22 protein-coding genes are annotated in these 25,182 nt (G+C 68.0%); 13 read left to right on the top strand and 9 right to left on the bottom strand.

The features are described 5' to 3' along the window. Positions 1-11 precede the first annotated feature (11 nt). Entirely contained in the window at positions 12-794 is a 783-nt protein-coding gene (locus G6N53_RS21690) for an enoyl-CoA hydratase/isomerase family protein (RefSeq protein WP_163891953.1), read from the top strand. A 1-nt stretch (position 795) separates the two neighbouring features. On the opposite strand, the gene panB is transcribed toward G6N53_RS21690, so the two are convergent. Next, complete coding sequence (gene panB, locus G6N53_RS21685; RefSeq protein WP_163891950.1) at positions 796-1,659, bottom strand: 3-methyl-2-oxobutanoate hydroxymethyltransferase; 864 nt, start codon at positions 1,657-1,659, stop codon at positions 796-798. A gap of 162 nt (positions 1,660-1,821) precedes the next feature. Here panB and G6N53_RS21680 point away from each other — a divergent pair, with 162 nt between their 5' ends. The 8 genes from G6N53_RS21680 to G6N53_RS21645 all read left to right on the top strand — a co-directional run bounded on the left by G6N53_RS21680 (position 1,822) and on the right by G6N53_RS21645 (position 12,709). Further along, on the top strand, positions 1,822-3,213 hold the full coding sequence (locus G6N53_RS21680) for a WS/DGAT/MGAT family O-acyltransferase (protein WP_163891946.1): 1,392 nt from the start codon (positions 1,822-1,824) through the stop codon (positions 3,211-3,213). 65 nt (positions 3,214-3,278) lie between these two features. After that, positions 3,279-4,811 (top strand): alpha/beta hydrolase, encoded by a 1,533-nt coding sequence (locus G6N53_RS21675; protein WP_205390432.1) that lies wholly within the window; start codon positions 3,279-3,281, stop codon positions 4,809-4,811. Continuing rightward, positions 4,805-5,251 (top strand): GNAT family N-acetyltransferase, encoded by a 447-nt coding sequence (locus G6N53_RS21670; protein ID WP_237166600.1) that lies wholly within the window; start codon positions 4,805-4,807, stop codon positions 5,249-5,251. The genes G6N53_RS21675 and G6N53_RS21670 overlap by 7 nt, the downstream gene beginning before the upstream one ends. Positions 5,252-5,309: 58 nt before the next feature. Then, entirely contained in the window at positions 5,310-6,830 is a 1,521-nt protein-coding gene (locus G6N53_RS21665) for an alpha/beta hydrolase (protein ID WP_163891939.1), read from the top strand. Between the two features lie 45 nt (positions 6,831-6,875). Further along, positions 6,876-8,216, top strand: coding sequence for a type I glutamate--ammonia ligase (gene glnA / locus G6N53_RS21660; RefSeq protein WP_159233133.1), 1,341 nt, complete (start codon positions 6,876-6,878; stop codon positions 8,214-8,216). 22 nt (positions 8,217-8,238) lie between these two features. Next, complete coding sequence (locus tag G6N53_RS21655) at positions 8,239-11,220, top strand: bifunctional [glutamine synthetase] adenylyltransferase/[glutamine synthetase]-adenylyl-L-tyrosine phosphorylase (RefSeq protein WP_163896189.1); 2,982 nt, start codon at positions 8,239-8,241, stop codon at positions 11,218-11,220. Positions 11,221-11,222: 2 nt separating this feature from the next. After that, positions 11,223-11,852, top strand: coding sequence for a PaaI family thioesterase (locus G6N53_RS21650; RefSeq protein WP_163891936.1), 630 nt, complete (start codon positions 11,223-11,225; stop codon positions 11,850-11,852). After that, positions 11,849-12,709, top strand: a complete 861-nt coding sequence (locus G6N53_RS21645) for a TIGR03619 family F420-dependent LLM class oxidoreductase (protein WP_163891932.1) — start codon at positions 11,849-11,851, stop codon at positions 12,707-12,709. Before G6N53_RS21650 ends, G6N53_RS21645 begins: the two co-directional genes overlap by 4 nt. Positions 12,710-12,714: 5 nt before the next feature. Here G6N53_RS21645 and G6N53_RS21640 read toward each other — a convergent pair whose 3' ends face one another. Both G6N53_RS21640 and glnA (G6N53_RS21635) read right to left on the bottom strand, forming a co-directional pair. Continuing rightward, positions 12,715-13,158 carry a DoxX family protein gene (locus tag G6N53_RS21640; RefSeq protein WP_163891929.1) on the bottom strand — a complete coding sequence of 148 codons (444 nt, stop codon included), beginning with the start codon at positions 13,156-13,158 and terminating at the stop codon, positions 12,715-12,717. A gap of 217 nt (positions 13,159-13,375) precedes the next feature. After that, on the bottom strand, positions 13,376-14,812 hold the full coding sequence (gene glnA, locus G6N53_RS21635) for a type I glutamate--ammonia ligase (protein ID WP_163891925.1): 1,437 nt from the start codon (positions 14,810-14,812) through the stop codon (positions 13,376-13,378). A gap of 158 nt (positions 14,813-14,970) precedes the next feature. On the opposite strand from glnA (G6N53_RS21635), the gene G6N53_RS21630 reads away from it, so the two are divergent. Next, positions 14,971-15,447 carry an RDD family protein gene (locus tag G6N53_RS21630; protein WP_163891922.1) on the top strand — a complete coding sequence of 159 codons (477 nt, stop codon included), beginning with the start codon at positions 14,971-14,973 and terminating at the stop codon, positions 15,445-15,447. Between the two features lie 5 nt (positions 15,448-15,452). Here the strand turns inward: G6N53_RS21630 and G6N53_RS21625 are convergent, their stop codons facing one another. From G6N53_RS21625 to sucB, 6 genes are read right to left on the bottom strand one after another with little or no spacing between them, the layout of a single operon-like run. Further along, positions 15,453-17,273, bottom strand: coding sequence for an amidohydrolase (locus tag G6N53_RS21625; protein ID WP_205390431.1), 1,821 nt, complete (start codon positions 17,271-17,273; stop codon positions 15,453-15,455). 41 nt (positions 17,274-17,314) lie between these two features. Continuing rightward, complete coding sequence (locus G6N53_RS21620; RefSeq protein ID WP_163891919.1) at positions 17,315-18,067, bottom strand: DUF4191 domain-containing protein; 753 nt, start codon at positions 18,065-18,067, stop codon at positions 17,315-17,317. A 4-nt stretch (positions 18,068-18,071) separates the two neighbouring features. Then, positions 18,072-19,034, bottom strand: coding sequence for a lipoyl synthase (gene lipA, locus G6N53_RS21615; RefSeq protein WP_163891916.1), 963 nt, complete (start codon positions 19,032-19,034; stop codon positions 18,072-18,074). Then, positions 19,031-19,729 (bottom strand): lipoyl(octanoyl) transferase LipB, encoded by a 699-nt coding sequence (gene lipB, locus G6N53_RS21610; protein WP_205390430.1) that lies wholly within the window; start codon positions 19,727-19,729, stop codon positions 19,031-19,033. Before lipB ends, lipA begins: the two co-directional genes overlap by 4 nt. A gap of 17 nt (positions 19,730-19,746) precedes the next feature. Continuing rightward, positions 19,747-20,658 carry a TIGR01777 family oxidoreductase gene (locus G6N53_RS21605; RefSeq protein WP_163891913.1) on the bottom strand — a complete coding sequence of 304 codons (912 nt, stop codon included), beginning with the start codon at positions 20,656-20,658 and terminating at the stop codon, positions 19,747-19,749. A gap of 11 nt (positions 20,659-20,669) precedes the next feature. Further along, positions 20,670-22,481, bottom strand: coding sequence for a 2-oxoglutarate dehydrogenase, E2 component, dihydrolipoamide succinyltransferase (sucB, locus tag G6N53_RS21600; RefSeq protein WP_163891910.1), 1,812 nt, complete (start codon positions 22,479-22,481; stop codon positions 20,670-20,672). 171 nt (positions 22,482-22,652) lie between these two features. Between sucB and G6N53_RS21595 the strand changes: the two genes are divergently transcribed. The 3 genes from G6N53_RS21595 to G6N53_RS21585 all read left to right on the top strand — a co-directional run bounded on the left by G6N53_RS21595 (position 22,653) and on the right by G6N53_RS21585 (position 25,177). Continuing rightward, complete coding sequence (locus G6N53_RS21595) at positions 22,653-23,009, top strand: oxidoreductase (RefSeq protein WP_159233104.1); 357 nt, start codon at positions 22,653-22,655, stop codon at positions 23,007-23,009. Positions 23,010-23,032: 23 nt separating this feature from the next. Further along, a complete protein-coding gene (locus G6N53_RS21590) occupies positions 23,033-24,676 on the top strand; it encodes an SDR family oxidoreductase (RefSeq protein ID WP_163891907.1) in 1,644 nt (547 codons plus the stop codon). 135 nt (positions 24,677-24,811) lie between these two features. Further along, positions 24,812-25,177: a type II toxin-antitoxin system HicB family antitoxin gene (locus G6N53_RS21585; protein ID WP_163891904.1), complete on the top strand. Its 366-nt coding sequence runs from the start codon at positions 24,812-24,814 to the stop codon at positions 25,175-25,177. The last annotated feature ends 5 nt before the right edge of the window (positions 25,178-25,182 follow it).

Here is a 25,182-nt window from a genome sequence, read left to right as displayed (position 1 = left end):
GTCTTCTGACTGTGACCGATTACCAGACCATCATCTTCGAGCAATCCGGTGCCGTTGCCCGGATCACACTGAACCGGCCCGAGGCCGCAAACGGCATGGACGACACCATGACTCGTGAGCTCGCCGACGTGGCGGCACGCTGTGACAACGCCGGAACCAAAGTCGTGGTCCTCTCCGGAGCCGGACGATTCTTCTGCGCCGGCGGAGACCTTAAGGCGATGGCGGCGTCCCCGCTCGGGCCGGGACGGTTCGTCAAGGGCATCGCCGACGACCTGCACCGGGCCATCTCGACGTTCGCCCGCATGGATGCGGTGCTGGTCACCGTCGTCAACGGCACCGCCGCGGGTGCGGGGTTCTCCCTGGCCGCCGCCGGCGACCTGGTGGTCGCGGCCACCTCCGCCACGTTCACCATGGCCTACACGCGCGCCGGTCTGAGCCCGGACGGCAGCGCCTCCTACCACCTGCCCAGGCTGATCGGGATACGCCGGACCCACGATTTGATGCTGACGAATCGGCGGCTCAGCGCGGACGAGGCCATGCAGTGGGGTCTGGTGAACTACGTCGTCGACGACGCCGAAGTCATTGGCTTCACCGACAAACTCGTGACCGATCTCGCAGCCGGTGCCACACAATCGCACGCGGCGGTCAAGAAGTTGCTGCTCGCCACGTTCGACAACGGCATCGAGACCCAGATGGAACTCGAGGGGCGGTTGCTCGCCGCCAACGCCGACGGACCCGACGGTCGGGAAGGCATCGACGCGTTCCTGACCAAGCGCAAACCCGAGTTCGGCTGACCTAGAAGGAGTGCTCCTCGGCGGGGAAGACGCCGGTGGCGACTTCCTGGGCGTACTCGGTGGCGGCCCGGCGCAGTTCGTCGCCGACGCCGCCGAAGCGTTTCACGAACTTCGCGGTCCGCCCCGCCGTGAGGCCCGCCATGTCCTGCCACACGAGGACCTGCGCGTCGCAGTTGGGCCCGGCGCCGATGCCGACGGTGGGGATCGTCAACTTGCCGGTGATCTGGGTGGCGAGTTCAGCAGGCACCATTTCCATCACGACCGCGAACGCGCCGGCTTCCTGCACAGCGATCGCATCGTGGATCGTCTGCTCAGCGGCGTCGCCGCGGCCCTGCACACGGAACCCGCCCAGGCCGTTGACGCTCTGCGGCGTGAACCCGATGTGTGCCATGACCGGGATGCCCGCGGCGGTGATCGCGGCGATCTGCTCCGCCACACGCTCACCGCCCTCCAACTTCACGGCGTGCGCACCGGTCTCCTTGAGGAATCTGGTTGCGGTGGCCAGGGCCTGCGCCGCGCCACCTTCGTAGCTGCCGAACGGCAGGTCGGCCACGACCAGCGCGTGCGGAGCGCCCCGTACCACCCCGCGCACCAGCGGGATCAGCTCGTCGACGGTCACCGGAACCGTGGTGTCGTAGCCGTACACCACGTTGGCGGCGGAGTCGCCGACCAGCAGCACCGGGATCTGTGCCGCGTCGAACACCGCGGCGGTGGAGTAGTCGTAGGCCGTCAACATGGCCCACTTGTGCCCCTCGGACTTCCACTTGTGCAGGTGGTGGGTGCGCACCTTGATGCGCGGCTTCGGCGCTGCTTCGGCAGTGGAAGAAGAATCGGCGACAGCACCATAAACGGTCTGCTCGGACATCATTGTCCCCTCGACGGGTGGGTCTCTTCGAATCCTCGAGGCCGGAAAGGGTCCCCGGGTTTCGCTGACCCGTCCAAGTCTGCCACCATCGCGCCGGAAGTTGAACGGCCGCGTTGAGTGGATTTGCTCACACCCGCACCTACCACGCCTAACATCGGCGACATGCAAAGGCTCAGCGGGCTCGACGCCAGCTTCCTGTATCTCGAAACGGCAACCCAACCGCTGCACGTGTGCTCGATCCTGGAGCTCGACACCTCGACGATGCCGGGCGGCTATACGTTCGACCGCCTCCGCGACGGCCTGACACTGCGGATCAAGGCGATGCCGGAATTCCGGGAGAAGCTCGCCGACAACCGATTCAATCTGGACCACCCGGTGTGGGTGGAAGACAGAGACTTCGATGTCGACCGCCATGTCCACCGCATCGGTCTGCCGTCGCCTGGCGGGCGCATCGAACTCGCCGAGATCTGCGGACACATCGCCTCGTTGCCGTTGGACCGGACCCGGCCGCTGTGGGAGATGTGGGTGATCGAGAACGTCGGCGGCACGGATGCCCACGACGGGGGCCGTATCGCCGTCATGACGAAGGTGCACCACGCCAGCGTCGACGGCGTGACCGGGGCCAACCTGATGTCGAAGTTGTGCTCGACCGAACCCGACGCGCCGCCGCCCGATCCGGTCGACGGGCCGGGGGACGCGAGCGATCTGGAGATCGCGATCAGCGGCGCGCTGAAGTTCGCGACGCGGCCGCTGAAGCTGGCCAATGTGGTGCCGATGACGGTGTCCACCGTGATCGACACCGCAAAGCGGGCCCGCAACGGCAGCACGATGGCCTCACCCTTCGCGGCGCCGCAGACGTCCTTCAACGCCAACGTCACCGCACATCGCAACATCGCCTTCGCCCAACTGGATCTGGACGACATCAAGAAGGTGAAGAGCCACTTCGGGGTGAAGGTCAACGATGTGGTGATGGCGTTGGTGGCGGGTGTGCTCCGCAAGTTCCTGCTGGACCGCGGCCAGCTGCCGGCGAACTCCCTGGTCGCCATGGTTCCGGTGTCGGTGCACGACAAATCCGACCGCCCCGGGCGCAACCAGGTGTCGGGGATGTTCTCCCGCCTCGAGACCAGCGTCGAGGATCCCGCCGAGCGGATCAAAGCCATCGCGGATGCGAATTCGGTTTCCAAACAACACAGTTCGGCGATCGGCGCCACTCTGCTGCAGGACTGGACGCAGTTCGCCGCACCCGCGGTGTTCGGCGTCGCGATGCGGGTCTATGCCAGCAGCAGGCTCAGCGGAGCAAGGCCCGTGCACAACCTGGTGCTGTCCAATGTGCCCGGCCCGCAGATGCCGCTGTACATGCTGGGCTGTGAGGTCGAGGCGATGTATCCGCTGGGTCCGATCTTCCACGGCTCCGGCCTGAACATCACCGTGATGTCGCTCAACGGCAAGCTGGATGTGGGCATCGTGTCGTGCCCGGAGCTGCTGCCCGACCTGTGGGGCATGGCCGACGATTTCCAGGCCGCGCTCGACGAACTCCTCGGCGCCGCGAGGTGAGCGCACCAGGCCCAGGATAGCTGCCTCGCCAGCGACGATGCAGCTCCATGGCAGCATGTGTTCCCATGAAGCTCAAGTCCGGCGCGGTGCGGTCCGCCCTTCTGCTCACCTGCGCGCTGTTTCTGGTCGCCGGGTGCAGCAAGGTGGTGGAGGGACGCGCACTGATCTCGGTGCCCCGGCCCGGCACGCCCATCGAGTGGACCCCCTGCGAGGCCGGGCCGTCCGAGATACCGCGCGCGCTGGTCGGTGCCGAATGCGGAATGCTGTCCGTGCCGGTCAACTGGGACAACGCCGACAACCCGCAGGCTGAGGCCGCCCTCATCGCGATGATCCGGTTCCCGGCCACCGGCGACAAGATCGGCTCGCTGATCATCAACCCGGGCGGCCCCGGCGAGTCGGGCGTCCAGGCGGCCGCGTCGATGGCGACGACGCTGCCCGAGGCGGTGCGGCAACGGTTCGACCTCGTCGGCTTCGACCCCCGCGGCGTGGCGAACTCCTCGCCGGCGCTGTGGTGCAACAGCGACGCCGACAACGACCGGCTGCGCGCCGACAACGTCGTGGAGTACACCCCGGAAGGGGTGGCCCACATCGAGAAGGAGACCAAGGAGTTCGTCCAGCGCTGCGTGGACAAGATGGGCAAGGAGTTCCTCGCCAACGTCGGAACCGCCAGTGTGGTGCGGGATCTCGACGCGATGCGCGAGGCGCTGGGCGACGAGAAGCTGACCTACCTGGGGTACTCGTACGGCAGCCGGATCGGCGCCGGGTACGCCGAGACCTATCCGGAGCGGGTGCGCGCGATGATCCTCGACGGCGCCATCGACCCCAACGCCGACCCGATCGAGGCCGACGTACGCCAGGCCGAGGCATTCCAGCAGGCCTTCGACGACTACGCCGCCGACTGCGCCAAGGACGAAGACTGCCCGCTGGGCACCGACCCGGACAAGGCGGTCGACGTCTACCGCTCCCTGGTCAACCCACTGGTGGACAACCCCGCCGAGACCAACGATCCGCGGGGCCTGAGCTACAACGACGCGATCGTCGGAACCATCCTGCCGCTGTATTCGCCCAATCTGTGGCGCCACCTCACCGAGGCGCTCGGCGAGCTCGAGGAGGGCAGGGGAGACACCATGCTGACGCTGTCCGATCTGTACATGGGCCGCAACCCGGAAGGGCAGTACACCAACGCCACCGATGCGCGCGTCGCCGTCAACTGCGTGGACAAGCCGGCGATCACCGATCGGGAGACTCTCGTCGAGCAGGACCGCCGCATCCGCGAGGCCGCGCCGTTCATGAGCTACGGCGAGTTCACCGGGTTCGCGCCGATGCCGACGTGTGGTTTCTGGCCGGTCCCACCCACCAGCACACCGCACGAACTCGAGGTCTCCGGGCTTCCACCGGTCCTGGTGGTCTCGACCACCAACGATCCAGCCACCCCGTACCAGGCCGGCGTCGACCTGGCCGAACAGTTGGGCGGCACGCTGCTGACCTACGAAGGCACCCAGCACACCGTCGTGTTCAGCGGTGAGTCGTGTGTCGACGACATCGCGTCGCAATACCTCATCGACGTGACCGTCCCGCCGGAGGGCGCGCGGTGCTGACCATCTCGGCCGTCGGGGAGGCCGACCTGGCCGAGTTGCTGCCGATGTTGCGCAGCTACTGCGACTTCTATCGGGTCGACCCGTCCGACGAGAAGCTCGAGGCGCTGTCGCGGGCGCTGATCGCCGCCGACGACGAGGGTGTGCAGCTCATCGCGCGCGACTCCGACCGCACCCCGGTGGGTTTCGCCACGATCTACTGGACCTGGCAGACGCTGCACGCCGCCCGTGTGGGCGTGCTCAACGACCTGTACGTCACCCCTGAGGCACGTAACGGCGGCACCGGGCGGGCACTGATCGCGCACAGCCTTGCGCTGTGCCACGACCGCGGAGCCGAGAAGCTGGTCTGGGAGACCGCGCCCGACAACGAGGCGGCCCAACGGCTCTACGACAGCATCGGCGCCGAGAAGTCGATGTGGCTGACCTACGAGCTGGACGCCTGATAACGGCCTGATCACCTTTGGGTTCCGGCAGCGCCCGGTGGCCCGCCCGCGTGCAACCATGACTGCCATGCGGCGGCTGGGACGAGTGCTCGCGGCGATGACCGCCGCGGTGACGGTGTTGTCCCCGGCGGCGGCAGCGACGCCGCAGTCCCCGCAGGATCCGTCGTACTCCGCTGCGCCCGTGTGGAGTTCGTGCGCGGACTTCGTCGACGACGTCTCGCGGCTGCCCACCGCCCAGTGTGGCACCGTCGCCGTGCCGGTGGACTACGCGAATCCGCAAGGCGCTGCGGCGCAACTGGCGGTCATCAAGGTGCCCGCCACCGGCCCGCGACTCGGGGTGCTCGTCGTCAACCCCGGCGGACCGGGCGCGTCGGCGGTCGACGCCGTCGCCGGCATGGGCGCCGCGCTGACGGGGACCGAGATCCTGGACCGCTTCGACCTGGTCGGTATCGACCCGCGTGGCGTCGGGCACTCGACGCCGGAGTTGCGGTGCCGCACCGACGCCGAGTTCGACGCCTACCGGGCCGAGCCGATGGCCGACCAGAGCCCCGCCGGTGTCGCCCGGACCGAGCAACTGCGCCGCGAGCTCGCCGCACAGTGCCTGCAACGGATGGGCGCCGAGTTCCTTGCGAACATCGGCACGGCGTCGGCGGCGCGGGACATGGACGTGGTCCGCGCGGCCCTGGGTGAAGAGCAGATCAACTATCTCGGCTTCTCCTACGGCACCCAACTCGGCGCCGCCTACGCCGAGCGTTACCCCGACCGGGTACGGGCCATGGTCCTCGACGGTGCGGTGGACCCCAGCCTCGATCCGATCACCGAGAGCGTGAACCAGCTGCGCAGCTTCCAGCGGGCGTTCGACCGGTACGCGGCCGATTGCGCGCAGTCGGCGGGATGCCCGCTGGGCACCGACCCTGCACAGTTCGTCAGCCGCTACCACCAACTGATCGATCCGCTGGCCACCCGACCGGCCGCGGCGTCGGACCCGCGCGGGCTGGGGTACCAGGACGCGATCACCGGGACGGTCAGCGCTCTCTACTCACCCCGCTACTGGACCTACCTGACCAGCGGACTGCTCGGGCTGCAGCGCGGCACCGACCCGGTCGACCTGCTGCTGCTCGCCGATGACTACCAGCAGCGGGACCGCAACGGGCAGTACAAGAACCGCCGGGACGCGTTCACCGCCATTCGGTGCCTCGACGCGGTCTACCCGACCGACCCCGCCGCGTGGGCCGACGCCGACCGCCGAGCGCGGGAGGCGGCGCCGTTCCTGTCCTACGGCGCGTTCACCGGTTTCGCCCCGCGCGACGTCTGCGCGATGTGGCCGGTGCCGCCCACCTCGACGGCGCAGCCCGCCACCTCGCCGGGGCCGGGCAAGGTCGTGGTGGTGTCCACGACAGGGGATCCGGCGACGCCCTATCAGGCCGGCGTCGACCTGGCCCGGCAGATGGATGCGTCGCTGATCACGTTCGACGGCGGCCAGCACACGGTGGTGTTCAACGGCGACGCCTGCGTGGACACCGCCGTCGTCGATTTCCTCACAGACCTGGTCCAGCCCGCTGCCGGATTGCGCTGCTAGCAGCGCCGTAACACAGAATTAACAGCCGGAACCTACGCTTCGGGCATGGATCGGCAGAAGGAATTCGTGCTTCGCACGCTGGAAGAACGCGATATCCGCTTCGTCCGGCTGTGGTTCACCGACGTCCTCGGTTACCTCAAGTCGGTGGCCATCGCGCCCGCCGAACTGGAGGGCGCCTTCGAGGAGGGCATCGGCTTCGACGGATCCTCCATCGAGGGATTCGCCCGGGTGTCCGAAGCCGACATGGTCGCGCGCCCGGACCCGTCGACGTTCCAGGTGCTGCCGTGGACCACCAGCGGCGGCGACCACCACTCGGCGAGGATGTTCTGCGACATCACGATGCCCGACGGTTCGCCGTCCTGGGCCGACTCACGGCACGTGCTGCGCCGCCAGCTGTCGAAGGCCAGCGATCTGGGCTTCTCCTGCTACGTGCACCCCGAGATCGAGTTCTTCCTGCTCAAACCGGGCCCGTACGACGGGAGTGAGCCCGTCCCTGCTGACAACGGTGGCTACTTCGACCAGGCCGTGCACGACTCGGCGCCGAACTTCCGCCGCCACGCTATCGACGCCCTCGAGCAGATGGGCATCTCGGTGGAGTTCAGCCACCACGAGGGCGCACCGGGTCAGCAGGAGATCGATCTGCGCTACGCCGACGCCCTTTCCATGGCCGACAACGTGATGACGTTCCGCTATGTCGTCAAGGAGGTCGCCCTCGGTGAGGGGGTGCGCGCGTCGTTCATGCCCAAGCCGTTCTCCGAACATCCCGGCTCGGCGATGCACACCCATATGAGCCTGTTCGAGGGCGACAACAACGCCTTCCACAGCGCCGACGACCCGCAACAGCTCTCCGATGTCGGAAAGTCCTTCATCGCAGGCATTCTGGAGCACGCCACCGAGATCAGCGCCGTCACCAACCAGTGGGTGAACTCCTACAAGCGGCTGGTGCACGGCGGTGAGGCCCCGACGGCGGCGTCCTGGGGTGCGGCCAACCGCTCGGCGTTGGTGCGGGTGCCGATGTACACCCCGCACAAGTCGTCGTCGCGGCGGGTGGAGGTGCGCAGCCCCGACTCGGCCTGCAACCCGTACCTGACGTTCGCGGTGCTGCTCGCGGCGGGACTGCGTGGCATCGAGAAGGGCTATGTGCTCGGCCCGCAGGCCGAGGACGACGTGTGGAGCCTGACGCCGGAGGAACGCCGCGCCATGGGCTACAAGGAGCTGCCCGGCAGCCTCGGTGTCGCGCTGGGCGAGATGGAGGGATCGGAGCTGGTCGCCGAGGCGCTCGGGGAACACGTCTTCGACTTCTTCCTGCGCAACAAGCACACCGAGTGGGAGAACTACCGCAGCCACGTCACGCCGTTCGAGTTGAAGACCTACCTGTCTCTGTAGGCGGGTCCGGCTGGACTAGATTCTGTTTGTGGCCAAACCCGCGACGCAGCGTCCCAAGCTGCCCGGCGTCGGTCGGCTGGGGCTGGTCGAACCGCAGGCGCAAGCCGATCTGAACGGCCTCGGGTGGAACACCGACGCCCATGTGGAACTGCTGTGGTCGCTGTCGCGGGCACCCGATGCCGATACCGCGCTGCGAGCGGTGGTCAGGCTGTCGGAGGCGCTGGGTGACGATTGGCACGAACTCGACGGCGCGCTGCTCAAGGACCGCAGTCTGCGGGGCCGCCTGTTCGCGGTGCTGGGATCGTCGCTCGCGCTCGGTGACCACCTGATCGCCAACCCCGACTCCTGGCACCTGCTGGCGGGCAACATCGCCCTGCCGTCGGTCCGGGAGCTGGCCGAGATGTTCACCGAGGAGGCCGAAAAGGCAACGGGCGCTACGGCCGCCGTGCCACCGCTGCGCACGCTGTACCGCAACCGGGTGATGGTGCTGGCCGCGCTGGACGTCGCCTCCACGGTGGAGAACGAACCGGTGCTGCCGTTCACCGTCGTCGGCGAACATCTGTCCGACCTTGCCGACGCGGCGCTGGGCGCGGCATTGAAGGTGGTGTCGCGATCGGTGTGCGGCGACGGGCCGGTGCCCGCGCTGAGCGTCATCGCGATGGGCAAGTGCGGGGCGCGCGAACTGAACTACGTCAGCGACGTCGACGTCATCTTCGTCGCCGACGACGGCTCGCACACCAGCCTGGGCACCGCTACCAGGATCGCCGGCGAGATGATGAGGCTGGCCGCCGACGCGTTCTTCGAGGTGGACGCTGCGCTGCGGCCCGAGGGCAAGCAGGGGCAGCTGGTGCGGACCCTGGACTCCCACATCGCCTATTACGAACGTTGGGCCAAGACCTGGGAGTTCCAGGCGCTGATGAAGGCGCGACCGGCTGCCGGGGACATCGGGCTGGGCGCGCGTTACATCGAGGCGCTGATGCCGATGGTGTGGACGGCCTGCGAGCGTGAAGACTTCGTCCCCGAGGTGCAGGCGATGCGCCGGCGCGTCGAGGAGTTGGTCCCGGCGGACGTCCGGACCCGGGAACTCAAGCTCGGCAGCGGAGGGCTGCGCGACGTCGAGTTCGCCGTCCAGCTCCTGCAGCTGGTGCACGGCCGCAACGACGACGAGCTGCACGTCGCCTCGACGGTCAACGCTCTGGCGGCGCTGGGCACCGGTGGGTACATCGGCCGCGACGACGCGGCCAATCTGACGGCGTCCTACGAGTTTCTCCGGCTGCTCGAACACCGGCTGCAGCTGCAGCGCCTCAAACGCACCCACATGCTGCCCGAGGCCGACGACGAGGAGGCGATGCGCTGGCTCGCCCGGGCGGCGCACATGCGCCCCGACGGCCGCCACGACGCGCTGGGCGTGCTGCGCGAGGAACTCAAACGGCAGAGCCGCCGGGTGTCGCGGCTGCACGCCAAGCTGTTCTACCAACCCCTTCTGGAGTCGGTCGGCCAGGCCACACTGGGGCTATCGGATGGAATGAGCACCCAGTCGGCCGAGCGTCAGCTCGCCGCGCTCGGGTACGAGGGGCCCCAGAGCGCGCTGACCCACCTGGCCGCGCTGACCGGCGGCACCGCCCGCCGCGGCCGTGTCCAGCAGGTGCTGCTGCCGACACTGCTGGACTGGTTGTCCGACACCCCCGATCCGGATGCCGGTCTGCTGGCCTACCGCAGGCTCAGTGACGAGCTCGCCGACCAGCGGTGGTTCCTGGCGACGCTGCGCGACGAGGGCGCGGTGGCCAAGCGGTTGATGCACGTCCTGGGTACCTCGGCGTATGTGCCGGACCTGCTGATGCACGCTCCCGAGGTGCTCCAGCTCTACGCCGACGGACCCAACGGTCCCAAGCTGTGTGACGTCGACACCGAGGGCGTGGCCCGGTCGCTGGTCGCGTCGGCGGCCCGGCACAGCGACCCGCTGCGGGCCATCGCCGCGGCCCGGTCGCTGCGCCGCAGGGAGCTGGCCAGGATCGCGTCGGCCGACCTGCTCGGGATGCTCGACGTGACCGCCGTGTGCAAGCAGCTGACCTCGATGTGGGTGGCGGTGCTGCAAGCCGCGCTGGACGCGGTGATCCGCGCCAACACCCCCGACACCGGTCCGCCGGCGCGCATCGCCGTCATCGGGATGGGCCGTCTCGGCGGCGGGGAACTCGGGTACGGCTCGGACGCCGACGTGCTGTTCGTCTGCGAACCCAACAACGGCGTCGAGGAGTCTGCGGCGGTGAAATGGTCGCAGACCGTCGCCGAGCAGGTCCGGTCACGACTGGGCACACCGGGTGCGGACCCACCGCTGGACGTCGACGCCAACCTGCGCCCGGAGGGCCGCTCAGGTCCGCTGGTGCGCACGCTGGCGTCATATGCGGCCTACTACGAGCAGTGGGCACAGCCGTGGGAGGTCCAGGCGCTGCTGCGGGCACACCGCGTCGCGGGCGACCTCGGACTCGGTGAGCGCTTTCTGCTGATGGCCGACAAGACGCGGTATCCGGCAGGCGGGGTGTCCACGGAGACCGTGCAGGAGATCCGGCGAATCAAGGCCCGGGTGGATGCCGAGAGGTTGCCCCGCGGCGCCGATCCGAACACCCACACCAAGCTGGGCCGCGGCGGGCTCACCGACATCGAGTGGACCGTGCAGCTGCTGCAACTGCGCTACGCGCACAAGATGCCCGCGCTGCACACCACGTCGACATTGGACACGCTCGACGCCATCGGCGCCGCCGAGCTGATCGCCGAGGGTGACATCGAGCTGCTGCGTGATGCCTGGCTGACGGCGACGCGGGCGCGCAACGCGCTGGTGCTGGTGCGCGGCAAGCCGACCGATCAACTGCCCGGGCCTGGCCGCCTGCTCAACGCGGTGGCGGTGGCTGCCGGCTGGCGCGACGGTGACGGCGGTGAGTTCCTCGACAACTACCTGAGGATCACCCGAAGGGCAAAAGCGGTGGTACTAAGAATATTTGGAGGCTAGGCGTGGAGTTCGCGTTCGACGTGATCAGTTCCGAGGACTACGACCGGCAGCGCGCGAGCTATGACCCGCTCACCGATGCGTTGCGCAGGCTCATCGATGTGGGGATCCACACCGCCGTCGAGGACGCCACGGTGCAGGAGGCCCTGCGACACCTCGAGGCCGCCACCGAGTTGCTGGAACGTGAACAGCGGAGCGTGACCTCGACGCTGCGGCACGCCGACACCGGCAAACCGGTCGCCTGGGCCAATCCCGCTGTCGGGCTTCGCAACGCCATCGCCCCACCGATGATCATCCAGCACGAGCCCGACGGCAGCTGTTGGAGTGAGTTCACGTTGGGGCGCACCTACGAGGGACCGCCCGGATGGGTGCACGGCGGCATCTGCGCGCTGCTGCTCGACCACATCCTCGGAGAGGTGGCCAGTGAAGGCCTGAGCCTGCCGAAGTTCACCGGCACGATCAGCGTGAAATACCTGCGCGGCACACATCTGGGGCCGGTGCGTGCCGAGGCGTTCGTCGAACGGTCGGAGGGATTCAAGACCTACGCGAGGGGATACCTCAAGGACGCCGAGGGTGTCACCGTGGAAGCCGACGGCGTGTTCATCATGCCCGCCTGGGCGCGTGACGCCGGATGAGGTTCTATGTCAGCACGGCGTTCCTAGATACCCGGGAGGCCGTCGAGATCGCCACGGCGGCAGATGATCTCGGATACCACGGGATGGCGATTCCCGACCATGTGATCAACCTCGAAACCCTGCAGACGCCCTACCCGTACACCAAGGACGGCGCCAGGCGCTGGGAGGCGTTCACCGACTGGCCCGACCCGTGGGTGATGATCGGCGCGATCGCGCTGGCGACCACCCGGCTGCGGTTCGTGACGACGGTGTACCTGCCGGCGATGCGTGATCCGTATTCGGCGGCCAAGTCGATCGGCACGGCGGCGGTGCTGGCTTCCGGGCGGCTGGAACTGGGCATCGGCGTCGGGTGGTGCCGCGAGGAGTTCGAGTTGCTGGGGCAGCAGTTCGACCGGCGCGGCAAGCGCACTGACGAGATGCTGGAGTTGATGAAGGCGCTGTGGGCGCCGGGGTGGACCGAGTTCAGCGGTGAGTTCTACACCGCGCCGCGGATGGAGATGGAGCCGACACCGCCCCCGATTCCGGTTTACGTCGGCGGGCTGTCGGACATCGCGCTGCGCCGTGCCGCACGCCACGACGGGTGGATCGGTGACCTGATCACCACCGAGAAGGCGTTGGAGAGGATTTCGGTATTGCGGCAGCTGCGCGCCGAAAAGGGGCTCTCCATGGAGGGTTTCGAGGTCATCACGCCGTTGACCGACGCTTTCACCCCGGAGCATTACTCCGCCGCTGAGGCCGGCGGGATCACCGGCATCATCACGATGCCGTGGATGTTCTACAGCGGGCCCGACGCGTCCGTGGCCGACAAGATCGACGGGATGCGGCGGTTCCGAAAGGATCTGGGGCTGGGGGACTAGGGACGTCAGCGAGCCGTGGCTACCGTCCCGCGCCGCTGACCGTCCACCGACCATGCGCCGGCTCCGGTCGTCGCCAGGAGCAGGAACCCGAAGCAGAACAGGATCGCCGTCTCGCCGCCATTGCCGCCGTTGCTGAACGGCCAAAAGCTGCCCAGCTCTCCGCCGAGAATGCCCCAGTGCTGCCAGAAGTAGGCCACCGCCATCTGGCCGGCCGCGACCAGCGCCGCGATCCGCGTGAAGAAGCCGACGGTGATCAGCAGGCCGGTGACCACCTCGATCAGCCCCGCCCACCAGTACGGCCAGGTGGCCACGGGAGCGGCCTCCCCGAGGGGAAAGCCGAACAGCTTCATGGTCCCGTGCAGCGTGAACAGCAACCCGAACATGATGCGGAAGATGCTCACCATCGGGGACGAGAGGCGGGACAACCGGGCATCCAGATTCTGAGCCATGGGGGCAGAATACCTTCACGGACCGGGGTCCGAATGATCTGCACGCGAACAAGGTGATAACAGAAAACCGGGTGGCGGCCCCTTGCGGAGCAGCCACCCGGCTTCTCGAGCTGACGCGTGTCGCGTCGGCGGTGCCGACTTATACGTCGCGTCGGCGGTGCCGACTTATACGTCGCGTCGGCGGTGCCGACTTATACGTCGCGTCGGCGGTGCCGACTTATACGTCGTAGTACAGCGAGAACTCGTACGGGTGAGGACGGATCTGGATCGGCATGATCTCGTTCTCCCGCTTGTAGGAGATCCACGTCTCGATCAGGTCGGTGGTGAACACTCCACCCTCGGTGAGGTACTCGTGATCCTCTTCGAGCTTGTCGATCACCGCCGCCAGCGACGTCGGCGCCTGCGGGATGTTCGCGGCCTCCTCGGGAGGCAGCTCGTAGAGGTCCTTGTCGACCGGAGCCAGCGGCTCGATCTTCTTCTTGATGCCGTCGATACCTGCCATCAGCATGGCGGCGAACGCCAGGTACGGGTTGCCCGAGCTGTCGGGGCAACGGAACTCGAGACGCTTGGCCTTCGGGTTGTTCCCCGTGATCGGGATACGCACACACGCCGAGCGGTTGCGCTGGCTGTACACCAGGTTGATCGGGGCTTCGTAACCCGGGACCAGGCGCTTGTAGGAGTTCACCGTCGGGTTGGTGAACGCCAGCAGCGACGGCGCGTGGTGCAGGATGCCGCCGATGTAGTGCCGCGCCATATCCGACAGACCGGCGTAACCCGACTCGTCGTGGAACAGCGGCTTGCCGTCTTTCCACAGCGACTGGTGGGCGTGCATGCCCGAACCGTTGTCGCCGAACAGTGGCTTCGGCATGAACGTGACCGTCTTGCCGTTCTTCCACGCGGTGTTCTTGATGATGTATTTGAACAGCAGCACATCGTCGGCCGCGTGCAGCAGCGTGTTGAACTTGTAGTTGATCTCGGCCTGGCCCGCGGTGCCCACCTCGTGGTGGCCACGTTCCAGTACGAAGCCGGCGTTCTGCAGGTTGGTGGCCATCTCGTCGCGCAGGTCCACGTAGTGGTCGTACGGCGCGACGGGGAAGTAGCCGCCCTTCGGGCGGACCTTGTAGCCGAGGTTGGGGCTGCCGTCGGACTCGAACGGCTCACCGGTGTTCCACCAGCCCGACTCGGAGTCGACCTCGTAGAAGGTGCCGTTGATCTTCGAGTCGAAGCTCACGGAGTCGAAGATGTAGAACTCGGCCTCGGCGCCGAAGAAGCAGGTGTCTGCGATGCCGGTGCTGGCCAGGTAGTTCTCCGCCTTACGGGCGACGTTGCGCGGATCGCGCGAGTACGCCTCCCGCGTGAACGGGTCGTGCACGAAGAAGTTGAGGTTGAGCGTCTTGGCGGCGCGGAACGGATCGATCTGTGCGGTTGCCGGGTCGGGCAGCAACATCATGTCCGATTCGTGGATGGACTGGAACCCACGCACCGACGAACCGTCGAATGCGAGGCCGTCCTCGAACACGCTCTCGTCGAACGCCGAAGCCGGGATTGAGAAGTGCTGGACGACGCCGGGCAGATCGCAGAATCGAATGTCGACGTACTCGACCTTCTCGTCCTTGATCTGCTTGATGATGTCGTCGGCGGTCTTTTCAGCCACTGATTGGTCTCCTTATTTCTGGTAGGCCCGCGTTGACGCTATGGACACGATGTTGCACCGTGGTCAACCATATGTTGCGCGGACGTTACGCATGGCGATCCAGCACCCGTCCCGACACCCGAGGTAGCGCATCCTCGGCACACGCATATCCTGGCGGGATGGCCGGCGCACTAGGGTCCTGGCTGTCAGGACCGGACCCCTCTCGATCCGATGATCCGGGCGCCGGCACCAATACCTACCCGGGCGAACGGCTCGGCCTCCCGCAAACCGGACCCGGGTCGATCGCCCGATTCGGCCGGCGTATTGCCGCGCTGTGCGTCGACTGGCTGGTGTCCTACGGGCTGGCGGGCCTGGCCATCGCGTTGGGCCTCGTGAGCCCGGCGATGCTGTCGACCGCGGTCCTGGTCGTCTGGCTGGTGATGGGCATCGTCTCGGTGCGCCTGTTCGGCTTCACCCCCGGGCAGTTGGCGCTGGGCCTGCGGGTGGCGGCCGTCGACGACCGTGCCCACGTGGGTTCGGGAAGCGCACTGGCGCGGGGGCTGCTGATCACACTCGTCATCCCGGCGCTGTTCACCGACTCCGACCTGCGCGGCCTGCACGACCTCGCGACCAAGACCGCCGTCGTGCGCCGGTAGCCGGTTCATTGCTCGTGGAAGATCTTCCCGTTCATCATCGTCAACGTCACCGTCGCGCTGTGGATGTCGTGGGGGTCGACGTCGAAGATGTTCTTGTCGAGCACGATCAGGTCGGCGAGCTTGCCGACCTCCACTGAGCCCACCTGCGCGTCGAGCCGGATCTGGTAGGCGGCGCCGAGCGTGTTGGCGTGTACCGCCTCCTCGACGGACAGTCGCTGATCAGCCGGGGACAGCACCGCGGCCCCGGGTGTGCCGATCAGCTGGCGGGTCACGCCGATCTGGATGGAGTCGAGCGGCCGGTATGTCGAGTAGTACCCGGCCGCCGGCCAATCGGTGCCCAGCGAGATGCGCCCTCCGGACTTCAGCACGTCCTGGGTCCGGTAGAACAGGTCCTGGCGGGGCTGCCCGTAACGCGCCGCCAGGTTCTCCAGGGTGTCGGGGTCGGCGGACATCCAGTTGGCGGAGAACTGGGCGATGACGCCGAGCTCGCCGAACCGCCGACTGTCGGGATCCTCCACGTAGACCAGGTGAGCCACGGTGTGGCGCCGGTCCCGCGGAGGGTTCGCCCCGACCGCCTGTTCGATGGAATCCAGCGCGGTGCGCGCCGTGCGTTCTCCGCACGCATGGACGTGGACGTCGAATCCTGCAGCGTCGACCTCGCGGATCAGTTGCTGCCACTGCTGTTCGGTGAACGGTGATCCACCCGTGGACTCCGGCTTGTCCGCGTAGGGCTCGAGCAGCCACGCGGTGTAACCCTCCTGGGTGCCGTCGCCGATCATCTTGACGACGCCCACCTGCACCAGGTCGGTGGAGATCTGCTCGCGGATGTCGGTCAGCCTGGCCACCACGTCATCGACCGGTGGCGACTTCACGCTGTACGAGGCGACGACTCGAAAAGGCAGCAGGTCCCGGGCCTCGACGTCGGCGTACAGGCTGATCAGTTTTCCCTGATCGTCTCCGATGGGTGGTACGCCGGCGTCGAAGAGTGAGGTGATGCCGGCGGCCGACGCCTTCGGCAACCACGACTCCAGCAGCGTTTCCATGGTCTGAGCCGAGATCGGCTCGACGGCGTCGACGATGCCGAGCACGGCGTCCACCTCGAGCACGTAGCCGGTGGGGTCGCCACTGGAGTCCCGGACGTAGTAGCTGAAGCCCGGGATGGGGTCCTCGGTGTCCCGGTTGACCCCGGCGATCTCGAGGGCTCTGCTGTTGGCCCACAGGCTGTGCCCGTCGATGGCGAAGAAGAACCCGGGCCGGTCGGGAAGCACCCGGTCCAGGTCGGCACGGGTGGGGCCCTGGGGGCCGAACATGTCCACCCGCCAGCCGAAGCCGCGCACCGGACCGTCGGGGTTGGTTTTTGCGTAGTCCTCGATGGCGGCGAGCGCATCGGCACCCGTCGGCACCTGGAGGTCGACACCGGAGGTGAGGAAGGCGCCGAGGAATGGGTGGATGTGGCCCTCGACGAACCCCGGTAGAAGCAGCCGACCGTCGAGGTCGACGACCCTGGTGCCGGGCCCGGCGAGCGCCATCGCGCCGGCTTCCTCACCGACGTAGCTGATGGTGTTGCCCGTCACCGCGACGGCCTCGGCCCAGGGGGCCGGCCCGGCGACCGTGTAGACGGCTCCGTTGCGGAATACGAAATCAGCGTCGGGCGGAGGAGCGGCGGTCTGCTGCGCACCCGGACCGGACTGGGCCGCGCAGGCGGCAGAAGCCGCCAGGGTTGTCGTGATGGCGGCGGCCCGTAACAGATTTCTTCGCGTCAGGTGCCTGCGGCTGCCCGCACCGAAAGCAGCGAAGTGCGGCGCCCATTCGCACGCAGTACACATCAGGCCCCCCGGTAGCTGCGGTCAACGACCGCCGGACGGGGTCACTTCCGCCGGACGGTGCGCTGCACGCCGCGCATCTTGGCGCCGGCGGGCAGTGGGCCCTTCGGCATCGCCGCAGGCCCGACCTTGGTGCCCAGCGCGGCGAGGCGGGATTCCAGAGAGTCCATCTGCTTGACCGTGATGTTGGCCGGGAGCTTGCCCAGGTGCCGTTCCAACTTGGACAGCGGCACCTCGCCGTCGCCGTTGCCGATCACGATGTCGTAGATCGGGACGTCGCCCACCAACCGGGCGGTGCGCTTCTTCTCCTGCGCCAGAAGCGGCTTCACGCGAGTGGGGGAGCCCTCGCCGACAAAGATCACACCCGGACGGCCGATCACCCGGTGCACGGCGTCGAAGTGGCCGGTGGCCGACACCCCGGGGGTGACGCGCCACTTGCCGCGCAGATTCTCCAGCGCCCACGCGGCCGCACCGGTCTGCCCTTCGGCCTTGCGATACACCGATTTCTGGGCGCGGCGGCCGAAGATGATGAAGGCCACCAGCCCGCCCAGCAGCACACCGAGCGGGATCATCATGTACATCGTGAACCCGCCGGCGTAGACCCCCGCAGCCACCGAGGCGCCCACGATCAGCACGAACACGCCGATCATGTACGGCAGAAGCCGCTTGTCCTCTTTGCGTTGTATCTGGAACGCCTGCCACAGCTGACTGCGGCGTTGCTTGGAAGCGGCCTTGCGGGCGGCCTTGGCCTCAGCCTTCGCCGCCTTCACTTCCGCCGGGTTACGCGATTTCGCCATTCGTTCAGGATACGGAGTCCGATGCCGCCGCCGCGGCCGCTCCGGCGGGACGGGATGCGACGGTCTGCGCGTAGAGCTTGCCGGCCCGGTACGACGAGCGCACCAGCGGTCCGGCCAGCACGCCGGGGAAGCCGAGGCCGGCCGCGTACTCCTCGTGCTCGACGAACTCGTCGGGATGCACCCACCGCTCGACGGGGTGGTGGCGTGCCGACGGCCGCAGGTACTGGGTGATGGTGACGATGTCGCAGCCCGCCTCGTGCAGATCACGCAGCGCGGCGCGGACCTCGTCGGGCGTCTCTCCCATGCCGAGGATCAGGTTGCTCTTGGTCACCAACCCGTAATCGCGGGCGCTGGTGATCACCGAGAGGCTGCGTTCGTACCGGAATCCGGGCCGGATCCGCTTGAAGATGCGTGGCACCGTCTCCACGTTGTGCGCCAGCACCTCCGGGCGGGAGGCGAAGACCTGCTGCAGCAGGTCGGGCTCGGCGTTGAAGTCGGGGATCAGCAATTCCACGCCGGTGTTCGGGTTCAGCGCCTTGATCTGGCGGACCGTCTCGGCGTACAGCCAGGCGCCGCCGTCGGGCTGATCATCTCGGGCCACCCCGGTGATCGTCGAGTAGCGCAGCCCCATCGCCTGGACACTCTCGGCCACCCGGCGCGGCTCGTCGCGGTCGAGCTCCGCCGGCTTTCCGGTGTCGATCTGGCAGAAGTCGCAGCGCCGGGTGCACTGCTCGCCGCCGATGAGGAAGGTGGCCTCACGGTCTTCCCAGCACTCGTAGATGTTGGGGCAGCCCGCCTCCTCGCACACCGTGTGCAGGCCCTCGCGGCGCACCAACGCCTTCAGCTCGGTGTACTCCGGGCCCATCTTCGCCCTGGTCTTGATCCACGACGGCTTGCGCTCGATCGGCGTCTGCGCGTTGCGCACCTCGAGCCTGAGCAGCTTGCGGTTTCCGGGATCGACAGTCACTGTGTCGATGGTACTGCGTCGGCGCTGATGCGGCCGGTGTGCAGGCGCCCGTCGAGCACGTCACACACCGCGTCGGCCACCCGGTCCATCACATCGTCGACCCTGACCGTGCGGCCCAGTTCGGCGGTCAGCGACGTGACCCCGGCATCGGCGATGCCGCACGGCACGATGGCGCTGAAGGCGCTGAGGTCACAATCGCAGTTCAGGGCGAAGCCGTGCAGCGTTGTCGCCCGGGCCACCCTGATCCCGATCGCCGCCACCTTGCGCGCCGGACGGGCGTCACCGGCGGGGACCCAGACGCCGGACCGGCCCTCGACGCGGCTGGTCCGCAGGCCCAGGTCGGCGCACACCGCGATCAATGAATCTTCAAGCCGCCGAACAAAATTGACCACATCCAACGGCTCGGCCAGGCCGATGATCGGGTACCCGACGAGTTGTCCGGGGCCGTGCCAGGTGATCTTGCCGCCGCGGTCGGTCTCGACGACCGGCGTGCCGTCCACCGGCAACTCATGGGCGAGCGTGCGCCGGCCCGCGGTGTACACCGGGGGATGCTGCAACAGCAGCAGGGTGTCGGGGCCGCCGGCCGCGCGGGCGTCGGCCAGCTCACGCTGCCGGTCCCAGGCAGGCCGGTAGTCGAGGGTGCCCAGGCGCTGCACCTGCACCGGCGAGGTGTCCGAGCGAATCGATGCCACCATCAGGACGACGGTACTCCTCAGTGGCCCTTGGGCGCTGTCGCGAATGCCAGGGCCTCGCCGATGGTGTTGTGGCGGAACCGGAAACCGGCGCGCTCCAGTGCCGCGGGGATTGCGCGCTGGCCACCCAACAGGCCCTCGTCGGCGAACTCGCCCAACACCGTGCGCAACGCGAACCCGGGAACCATCAACGGGGTCGGCCGGTTCACGGTCCGCCCGAGCGCGGTGGTGAACTCGGCGTTGGTGACCGGCGCGGGCCCGGTGAAGTTGACCGGTCCTGACAGTTCGTCGTGCGTGATCGCGAACAACAGGGCACGCACCTGGTCCTCGAGGCTGATCCACGGCAGGTACTGGCGACCGTTACCCAGCCTGGCGCCTAGGCCGAGCAGGAACAGCGGCTTGAGGCGGCTCAGCATGCCCCCCGACGGGGCCATCACCAGGCCGGTGCGGGTCAGCACCACCCGCACGCCCGCGCCTGCGGCCGGTGCGGTCGCTGCCTCCCAGTCCACCGTGAGCCTGGCCAGGAAATTGCTCCCCGGACCGGCGGACTCGTCCACCGAGTGGTTGCCGGTGTCGCCGTAGTAGCCGACGGCGCTCGCGTTGATCAGCAGCGGCACCCCGGCGTCGACCACAGCGTTGGACAACACTTCGGTCGGTCCGATCCGGCTGTCCCGCAGACTCTGTTTGAACGCCCCCGACCAGCGCTTCTCGCCGACGTTGACGCCGCACAGATTGACCACGGCGTCGACGCCGCCGAGCAGGCCGGCATCGAACTCGCCGGCGGCCGGGTTCCAGTACAGCTCGTCGGCGGTGGCCGGGGTCCGGCGCACGATGCGCAGCACCCGGTGATCGGTGGCGCGCAGCGCGTAGACCAGCGCGGTACCGATCAGACCGGAGGATCCCGCGACGGCGATGACCGAATCTGATGGCATCGACACTGCAGCTACAGGCCCAGATCTGCCTCGAACGCACCCTCTTCGAGACGACGTTTGATCGTGGTGACGAAGCGTCCGGCGTCCGCGCCGTCGATCAGGCGGTGGTCGTAGGTGAGCGGCAGGTAACACACCGAGCGCACACCGATCGACTCGTTGCCGAACTCGTCGACGATCACCCGCGGCCGCTTGACGATGGCCCCGGTGCCGAGCATCGCCGCCTGCGGCGGAACCAGGATCGGGGTGTCGAACAGGGCGCCCTGGCTTCCGATGTTGGTGATGGTGAACGTGCCGCCGGACAGCTCGTCGGGCTTGAGGTCACCGGAACGGGCCCGCGCCGCGATGTCGGCGATCGCCCGGGCCAGCCCACCCAGTGACAGGTCACCGGCGTTCTTGATCACCGGCGAGAGCAGACCCTGATCGGTGTCGACCGCGAAGCCGAGATGTTCGGCGTCGTAGTAGGTGATCTCCTTGGCGTCCTCGTTGTAGCTGGCGTTGACGTTCGGGTGGATCTTCAGCGCGTCGATGACCGCCCTGGCGATGAACGGTAGGTAGGTGAGGTTGACGCCTTCACGCTCGGCGAACTTCGCCTTCGCCTTCGACCGCAGGGACACGATCTTCGTCATGTCGACCTCGTGGGTCTGGGTCAGCTGCGCTGTCGCCTGCAGCGACTCACGGGTCTTCTTCGCGGTGATCTGACGGATCCGGTTGGCCTTCTGCGTGGTTCCGCGAAGGTGGGCCAGTGCGGCCTCGGGCGCAGGAGCCTGCGACGACGACTTCGCGGGCGCTTCGGCGGCGGGTGCGGCCTTGTCCTCGGCCGGAGCGCTCTTGGCAGCCTTCTTTTCCTCGGCTGCGGCGAGCACATCCTGCTTGCGGATACGGCCGCCCACACCGGTGCCCTTGACCGACGTCAGGTCGACGTTGTTCTCGTTGGCCAGCTTGCGCACCAACGGGGTGACGTAGGGTCCGCTGTCGCTGCCCGACTCTTCCGCCGCCGGCTTGGGTTCCGGCTTCGGCTCCGGTTTCGGTTCGGGTTTGGGTTCCGGTTTCGGCTCCGGCTTGGACTCCTTGGCGGGCTCCGGTTCCGGCTCTGGCTCGGGTTCGGGCTCGGGTTCGGGTTCCGGTTCGGGCTCTGGCTCCGGTTCGTCGGCGGCCGAGGAATCAGCGTCGCCGATCTTGGCGAGCTCGCCACCGACCTCGACGGTGTCGTCCTCCTCGGCGGTGATCGAGACCAGCGTGCCGGCCACCGGTGACGGGATCTCGGTGTCCACCTTGTCGGTGGACACCTCGACCAGCGGCTCATCCACCTCGACGCTGTCGCCGACGTTCTTCAGCCAGCGGGTCACCGTTCCCTCGGTGACCGACTCGCCCAACTCGGGCATCAGCACCGGCGTCGCGGACCCTCCCGAACCCGACTTGCCCGACGACTTGGCGGCGGGCTTCGACTCCGGCTCGTCCTCGGGTTCGGGCTCCGGCTCGGACTCGGCTTCGGGCTCCGGCTCGGCTTCGGGCTCCGCCTCGTCGTCACCGCTGTCACCGCTGTCGCTGTCACCGCTGTCGTCGTCGTCACCGCTGTCGTCGTCGTCGGCATCGCCGATGACCGCCAGCTCGCCGCCGACCTCGACGGTGTCATCCTCTTGGGCGACGATCTTCTTCAACACACCTGCGGCGGGGGACGGGATCTCGGTGTCGACCTTGTCGGTCGACACCTCCAGCAATGGCTCATCCGTCTCGACAGTGTCGCCCTCTTGCTTGAGCCAGCGGGTGACTGTCCCCTCGGTAACGCTCTCGCCGAGTGCGGGCATCTGAACGGAGATGGCCATATGTCGTGGCTCCCTTGCACGGTCAGTCGCAGGTGTTGAAGTGTCGCTTCCCATCCTGTCATGTCCGCTGTCACGTTTCGCCGCGGACGGGGTTACTCGCCGCTCTGGCACTATCGAAATGAGGCACGAAATCCAGCGAGCGCCCGGAAGCCGGGAAAGGAGCAACCCCAGGTGGGACTGTTCGACAAGCTTCGCCGTCGGCGTGGCGCAGGTCGCGCCGCGGCAAGCGATCCGGCAGCGGACCTTCGTTACCTGCAGCAATGGGTCGCCGAGCACATCGGCGTGGAGGCTTTCGTCGAACCGAAGACAACAGTCACCGAGGTGACCGTGGTGCTGGTGGCTGCCGACGGCGAATGGACACGCCGCAAGGCCGGGGGAGACGCCGGAGCGCGGCGGCTGTCCGACCGGTTGAAGATCCCGGTGTACGACGTCCAGAAGGTCGGCTACCCGCAGCGGATGCGCGACTACGACGCGCGCCGGCGGATTCAGCGCAAGCGCGCCCAGCGCGAGGAGCTCGAAGGCCGCTAGTAGTGTCCGCACGCGGAGGTGTCATGACGCGGCGGTTTATCGAGACCAGCGATGGTGTGCGTATCGCGGTCCACGAAGAGGGCAGTGCCGATGGGCCGACCCTGGTGCTGGTTCACGGGTACCCCGACACGCATCGCCTCTGGGATCCGGTGGTGGCCCTGTTCGAGGACAGGTTCCGGATCATCCGCTACGACAACCGCGGCGCGGGCGATTCCACTGCCCCCAAACGGACTTCGGCGTACCGGATGCAACGTTTCGCCGACGACTTCGCCGCCGTCGTCGACGACGTGTCCCCGGGCCGCGCCGTGCACGTGCTGGCCCACGACTGGGGCTCGACGGGCGTCTGGGAGTTCCTCCTCACCCGACCCGGAGCCGCCGACCGGGTCGCGTCGCTGACCTCCGTCTCGGGGCCGAGCCACCGTCACGTGCACCGCTACATCGTGGACACGCTGAGCCGGCCGTATCGTCCGCGGCAGTTCCTGCGGGGGCTGCGTCAGACCGGCAGGCTGGCGGCGGCGCTGCCCCGGTCCGTGCCGGTGAAGATGTACCGCGCCAATTTCGTGGACACCGTCACCGGAGCCCGGACCGATCCCCACGACCTCGGCGTCGGGGTTCCGGTGCAGCTGATCGTGAACGCTCTCGACCCCTACCTGCGGCCGCACTTCTACGACGACATCGCAGTCTGGGCGCCGCGGTTGTGGCGGCGCGACATCAAGGCCGGGCACGGGTCACCCACCTCCCATCCGCAGGTACTGGCGCGCTCGGTCACCCAGCTCGTCGACCATCTCGAAGGTGCCCCGGCCGCGCGGGAACTGTTGCGGGCACAGGTCGGCCGCCCCCGTGGGCCGTTCGGCGACACGCTGGTCTCGGTCACCGGCGCGGGCAGCGGCATCGGCCGGGAGACCGCCCTGGCGTTCGCCCGCGACGGCGCCGACGTGGTGATCAGCGACGTCGACCGGGCCGCGCTGGACGAGACCGCCCGACTGGTCGCCGCCGCCGGGGCGGACGCACACAGCTACCCGCTCGACGTCGCCGACGCGGCGGCGGTCGAGGCGTTCGCCGAACGGGTGTGCGCCGAACACGGCGTCCCCGACATCGTGGTCAACAACGCAGGCGTCGGACACGCCGGGTTCTTCCTCGACACCCCGGCCGAGGAGTTCGATCGGGTGCTCGACATCAACTTCGGCGGTGTGGTCAACGGCTGCAGGTCGTTCGCCAAACGCCTCGTCGAGCGCGGGACCGGAGGCCACATCGTCAACGTCGCGTCGATGGCCTCCTACACCCCGGTCAACGTGATGAACGCCTACTGCACCTCCAAGGCGGCGGTCTACATGTTCTCCGACTGTCTGCGTGCCGAACTGGATGCGGCCGGCGTCGGGCTGACCACGATCTGTCCCGGGGTCATCGGCACGAACATCGTCGAGTCGACCCGCTTCTCGCTCCCCGCGCCTCGTAGCTACGACGCAGAGACGATTCGCCGACGGGTGCGCAAGGGATTCGCCGTGCGCCGGGTGGGACCGGAGAAGGTCGCCAAGGCCATCGTCGCGGCGGTGAAGACGAACAAGGCGATCCGGCCGGTCACCCCGGAGGCGTACGTCCTCTACGGCGTCGCCCATGCGGCACCGCAGGCGATGCGCAGTGCGGCACGCGGCGGAAACATTCTGTAGAGGTCAGCGGATGGGGACATGCGCCCTTCGCGAAATCCGATATCGCATGCGCTATCGAAATTGAAGACGGGACACCTGGGTCGTGAGCCGAAATCAGTGACGTGGATCGTCCCCCGGTCGGGTTAGCGTTTTCCGATGGCATCACCGGGGCCGGCCGACACAATCCGCTACACCTACCGCGTGGAGTGGTCGGCCAGAATCGAGGGCTACGTCGCCCGCTGTCTGGAGTTGCGGGGCGTGTCCGGGTCGGCTCCCACCGCGTCCGAAGCCATCGCACGCGCAGAGCGGGAGGCCGCCGAACACCTCGCAGCGATGGGCGACATGTTCGGTGGTGAGCCACCAACGCCGTTGACAGATCACGACTTCAGCGGGACGTTCCTGGTCCGCACGTCTCGGGAACTCCACGCCCGGTTGGCGATAGAAGCAGCCGAGCAGCATGTATCGCTCAACCAGTGGGTCGTTCAGAAGCTCGCCAACCGGCCCCCGTCACTGGACTGGTGAGCGCC

This window comes from Mycolicibacterium hippocampi, from assembly GCF_010723735.1.
Lineage (GTDB): Bacteria > Actinomycetota > Actinomycetes > Mycobacteriales > Mycobacteriaceae > Mycobacterium > Mycobacterium hippocampi.
This window is presented reverse-complemented; position numbering and strand designations above follow the sequence as displayed.

Excerpts from the sequence above, each read along its gene's own strand:
- panB (WP_163891950.1), bottom strand. The coding sequence starts at position 1,659 with ATGTCCGAGCAGACCGTTTATGGTGCTGTCGCCGATTCTTCTTCCACT.
- G6N53_RS21680 (WP_163891946.1), top strand. The coding sequence starts at position 1,822 with ATGCAAAGGCTCAGCGGGCTCGACGCCAGCTTCCTGTATCTCGAAACG.
- G6N53_RS21675 (WP_205390432.1), top strand. The coding sequence starts at position 3,279 with ATGAAGCTCAAGTCCGGCGCGGTGCGGTCCGCCCTTCTGCTCACCTGC.
- G6N53_RS21665 (WP_163891939.1), top strand. The coding sequence starts at position 5,310 with ATGACTGCCATGCGGCGGCTGGGACGAGTGCTCGCGGCGATGACCGCC.
- glnA (WP_159233133.1), top strand. The coding sequence starts at position 6,876 with ATGGATCGGCAGAAGGAATTCGTGCTTCGCACGCTGGAAGAACGCGAT.
- G6N53_RS21645 (WP_163891932.1), top strand. The coding sequence starts at position 11,849 with ATGAGGTTCTATGTCAGCACGGCGTTCCTAGATACCCGGGAGGCCGTC.
- G6N53_RS21640 (WP_163891929.1), bottom strand. The coding sequence starts at position 13,158 with ATGGCTCAGAATCTGGATGCCCGGTTGTCCCGCCTCTCGTCCCCGATG.
- G6N53_RS21630 (WP_163891922.1), top strand. The coding sequence starts at position 14,971 with ATGGCCGGCGCACTAGGGTCCTGGCTGTCAGGACCGGACCCCTCTCGA.
- G6N53_RS21625 (WP_205390431.1), bottom strand. The coding sequence starts at position 17,273 with ATGTGTACTGCGTGCGAATGGGCGCCGCACTTCGCTGCTTTCGGTGCG.
- G6N53_RS21620 (WP_163891919.1), bottom strand. The coding sequence starts at position 18,067 with ATGGCGAAATCGCGTAACCCGGCGGAAGTGAAGGCGGCGAAGGCTGAG.
- lipB (WP_205390430.1), bottom strand. The coding sequence starts at position 19,729 with ATGGTGGCATCGATTCGCTCGGACACCTCGCCGGTGCAGGTGCAGCGC.
- G6N53_RS21605 (WP_163891913.1), bottom strand. The coding sequence starts at position 20,658 with ATGCCATCAGATTCGGTCATCGCCGTCGCGGGATCCTCCGGTCTGATC.
- sucB (WP_163891910.1), bottom strand. The coding sequence starts at position 22,481 with ATGGCCATCTCCGTTCAGATGCCCGCACTCGGCGAGAGCGTTACCGAG.
- G6N53_RS21590 (WP_163891907.1), top strand. The coding sequence starts at position 23,033 with ATGACGCGGCGGTTTATCGAGACCAGCGATGGTGTGCGTATCGCGGTC.
- G6N53_RS21585 (WP_163891904.1), top strand. The coding sequence starts at position 24,812 with ATGGCATCACCGGGGCCGGCCGACACAATCCGCTACACCTACCGCGTG.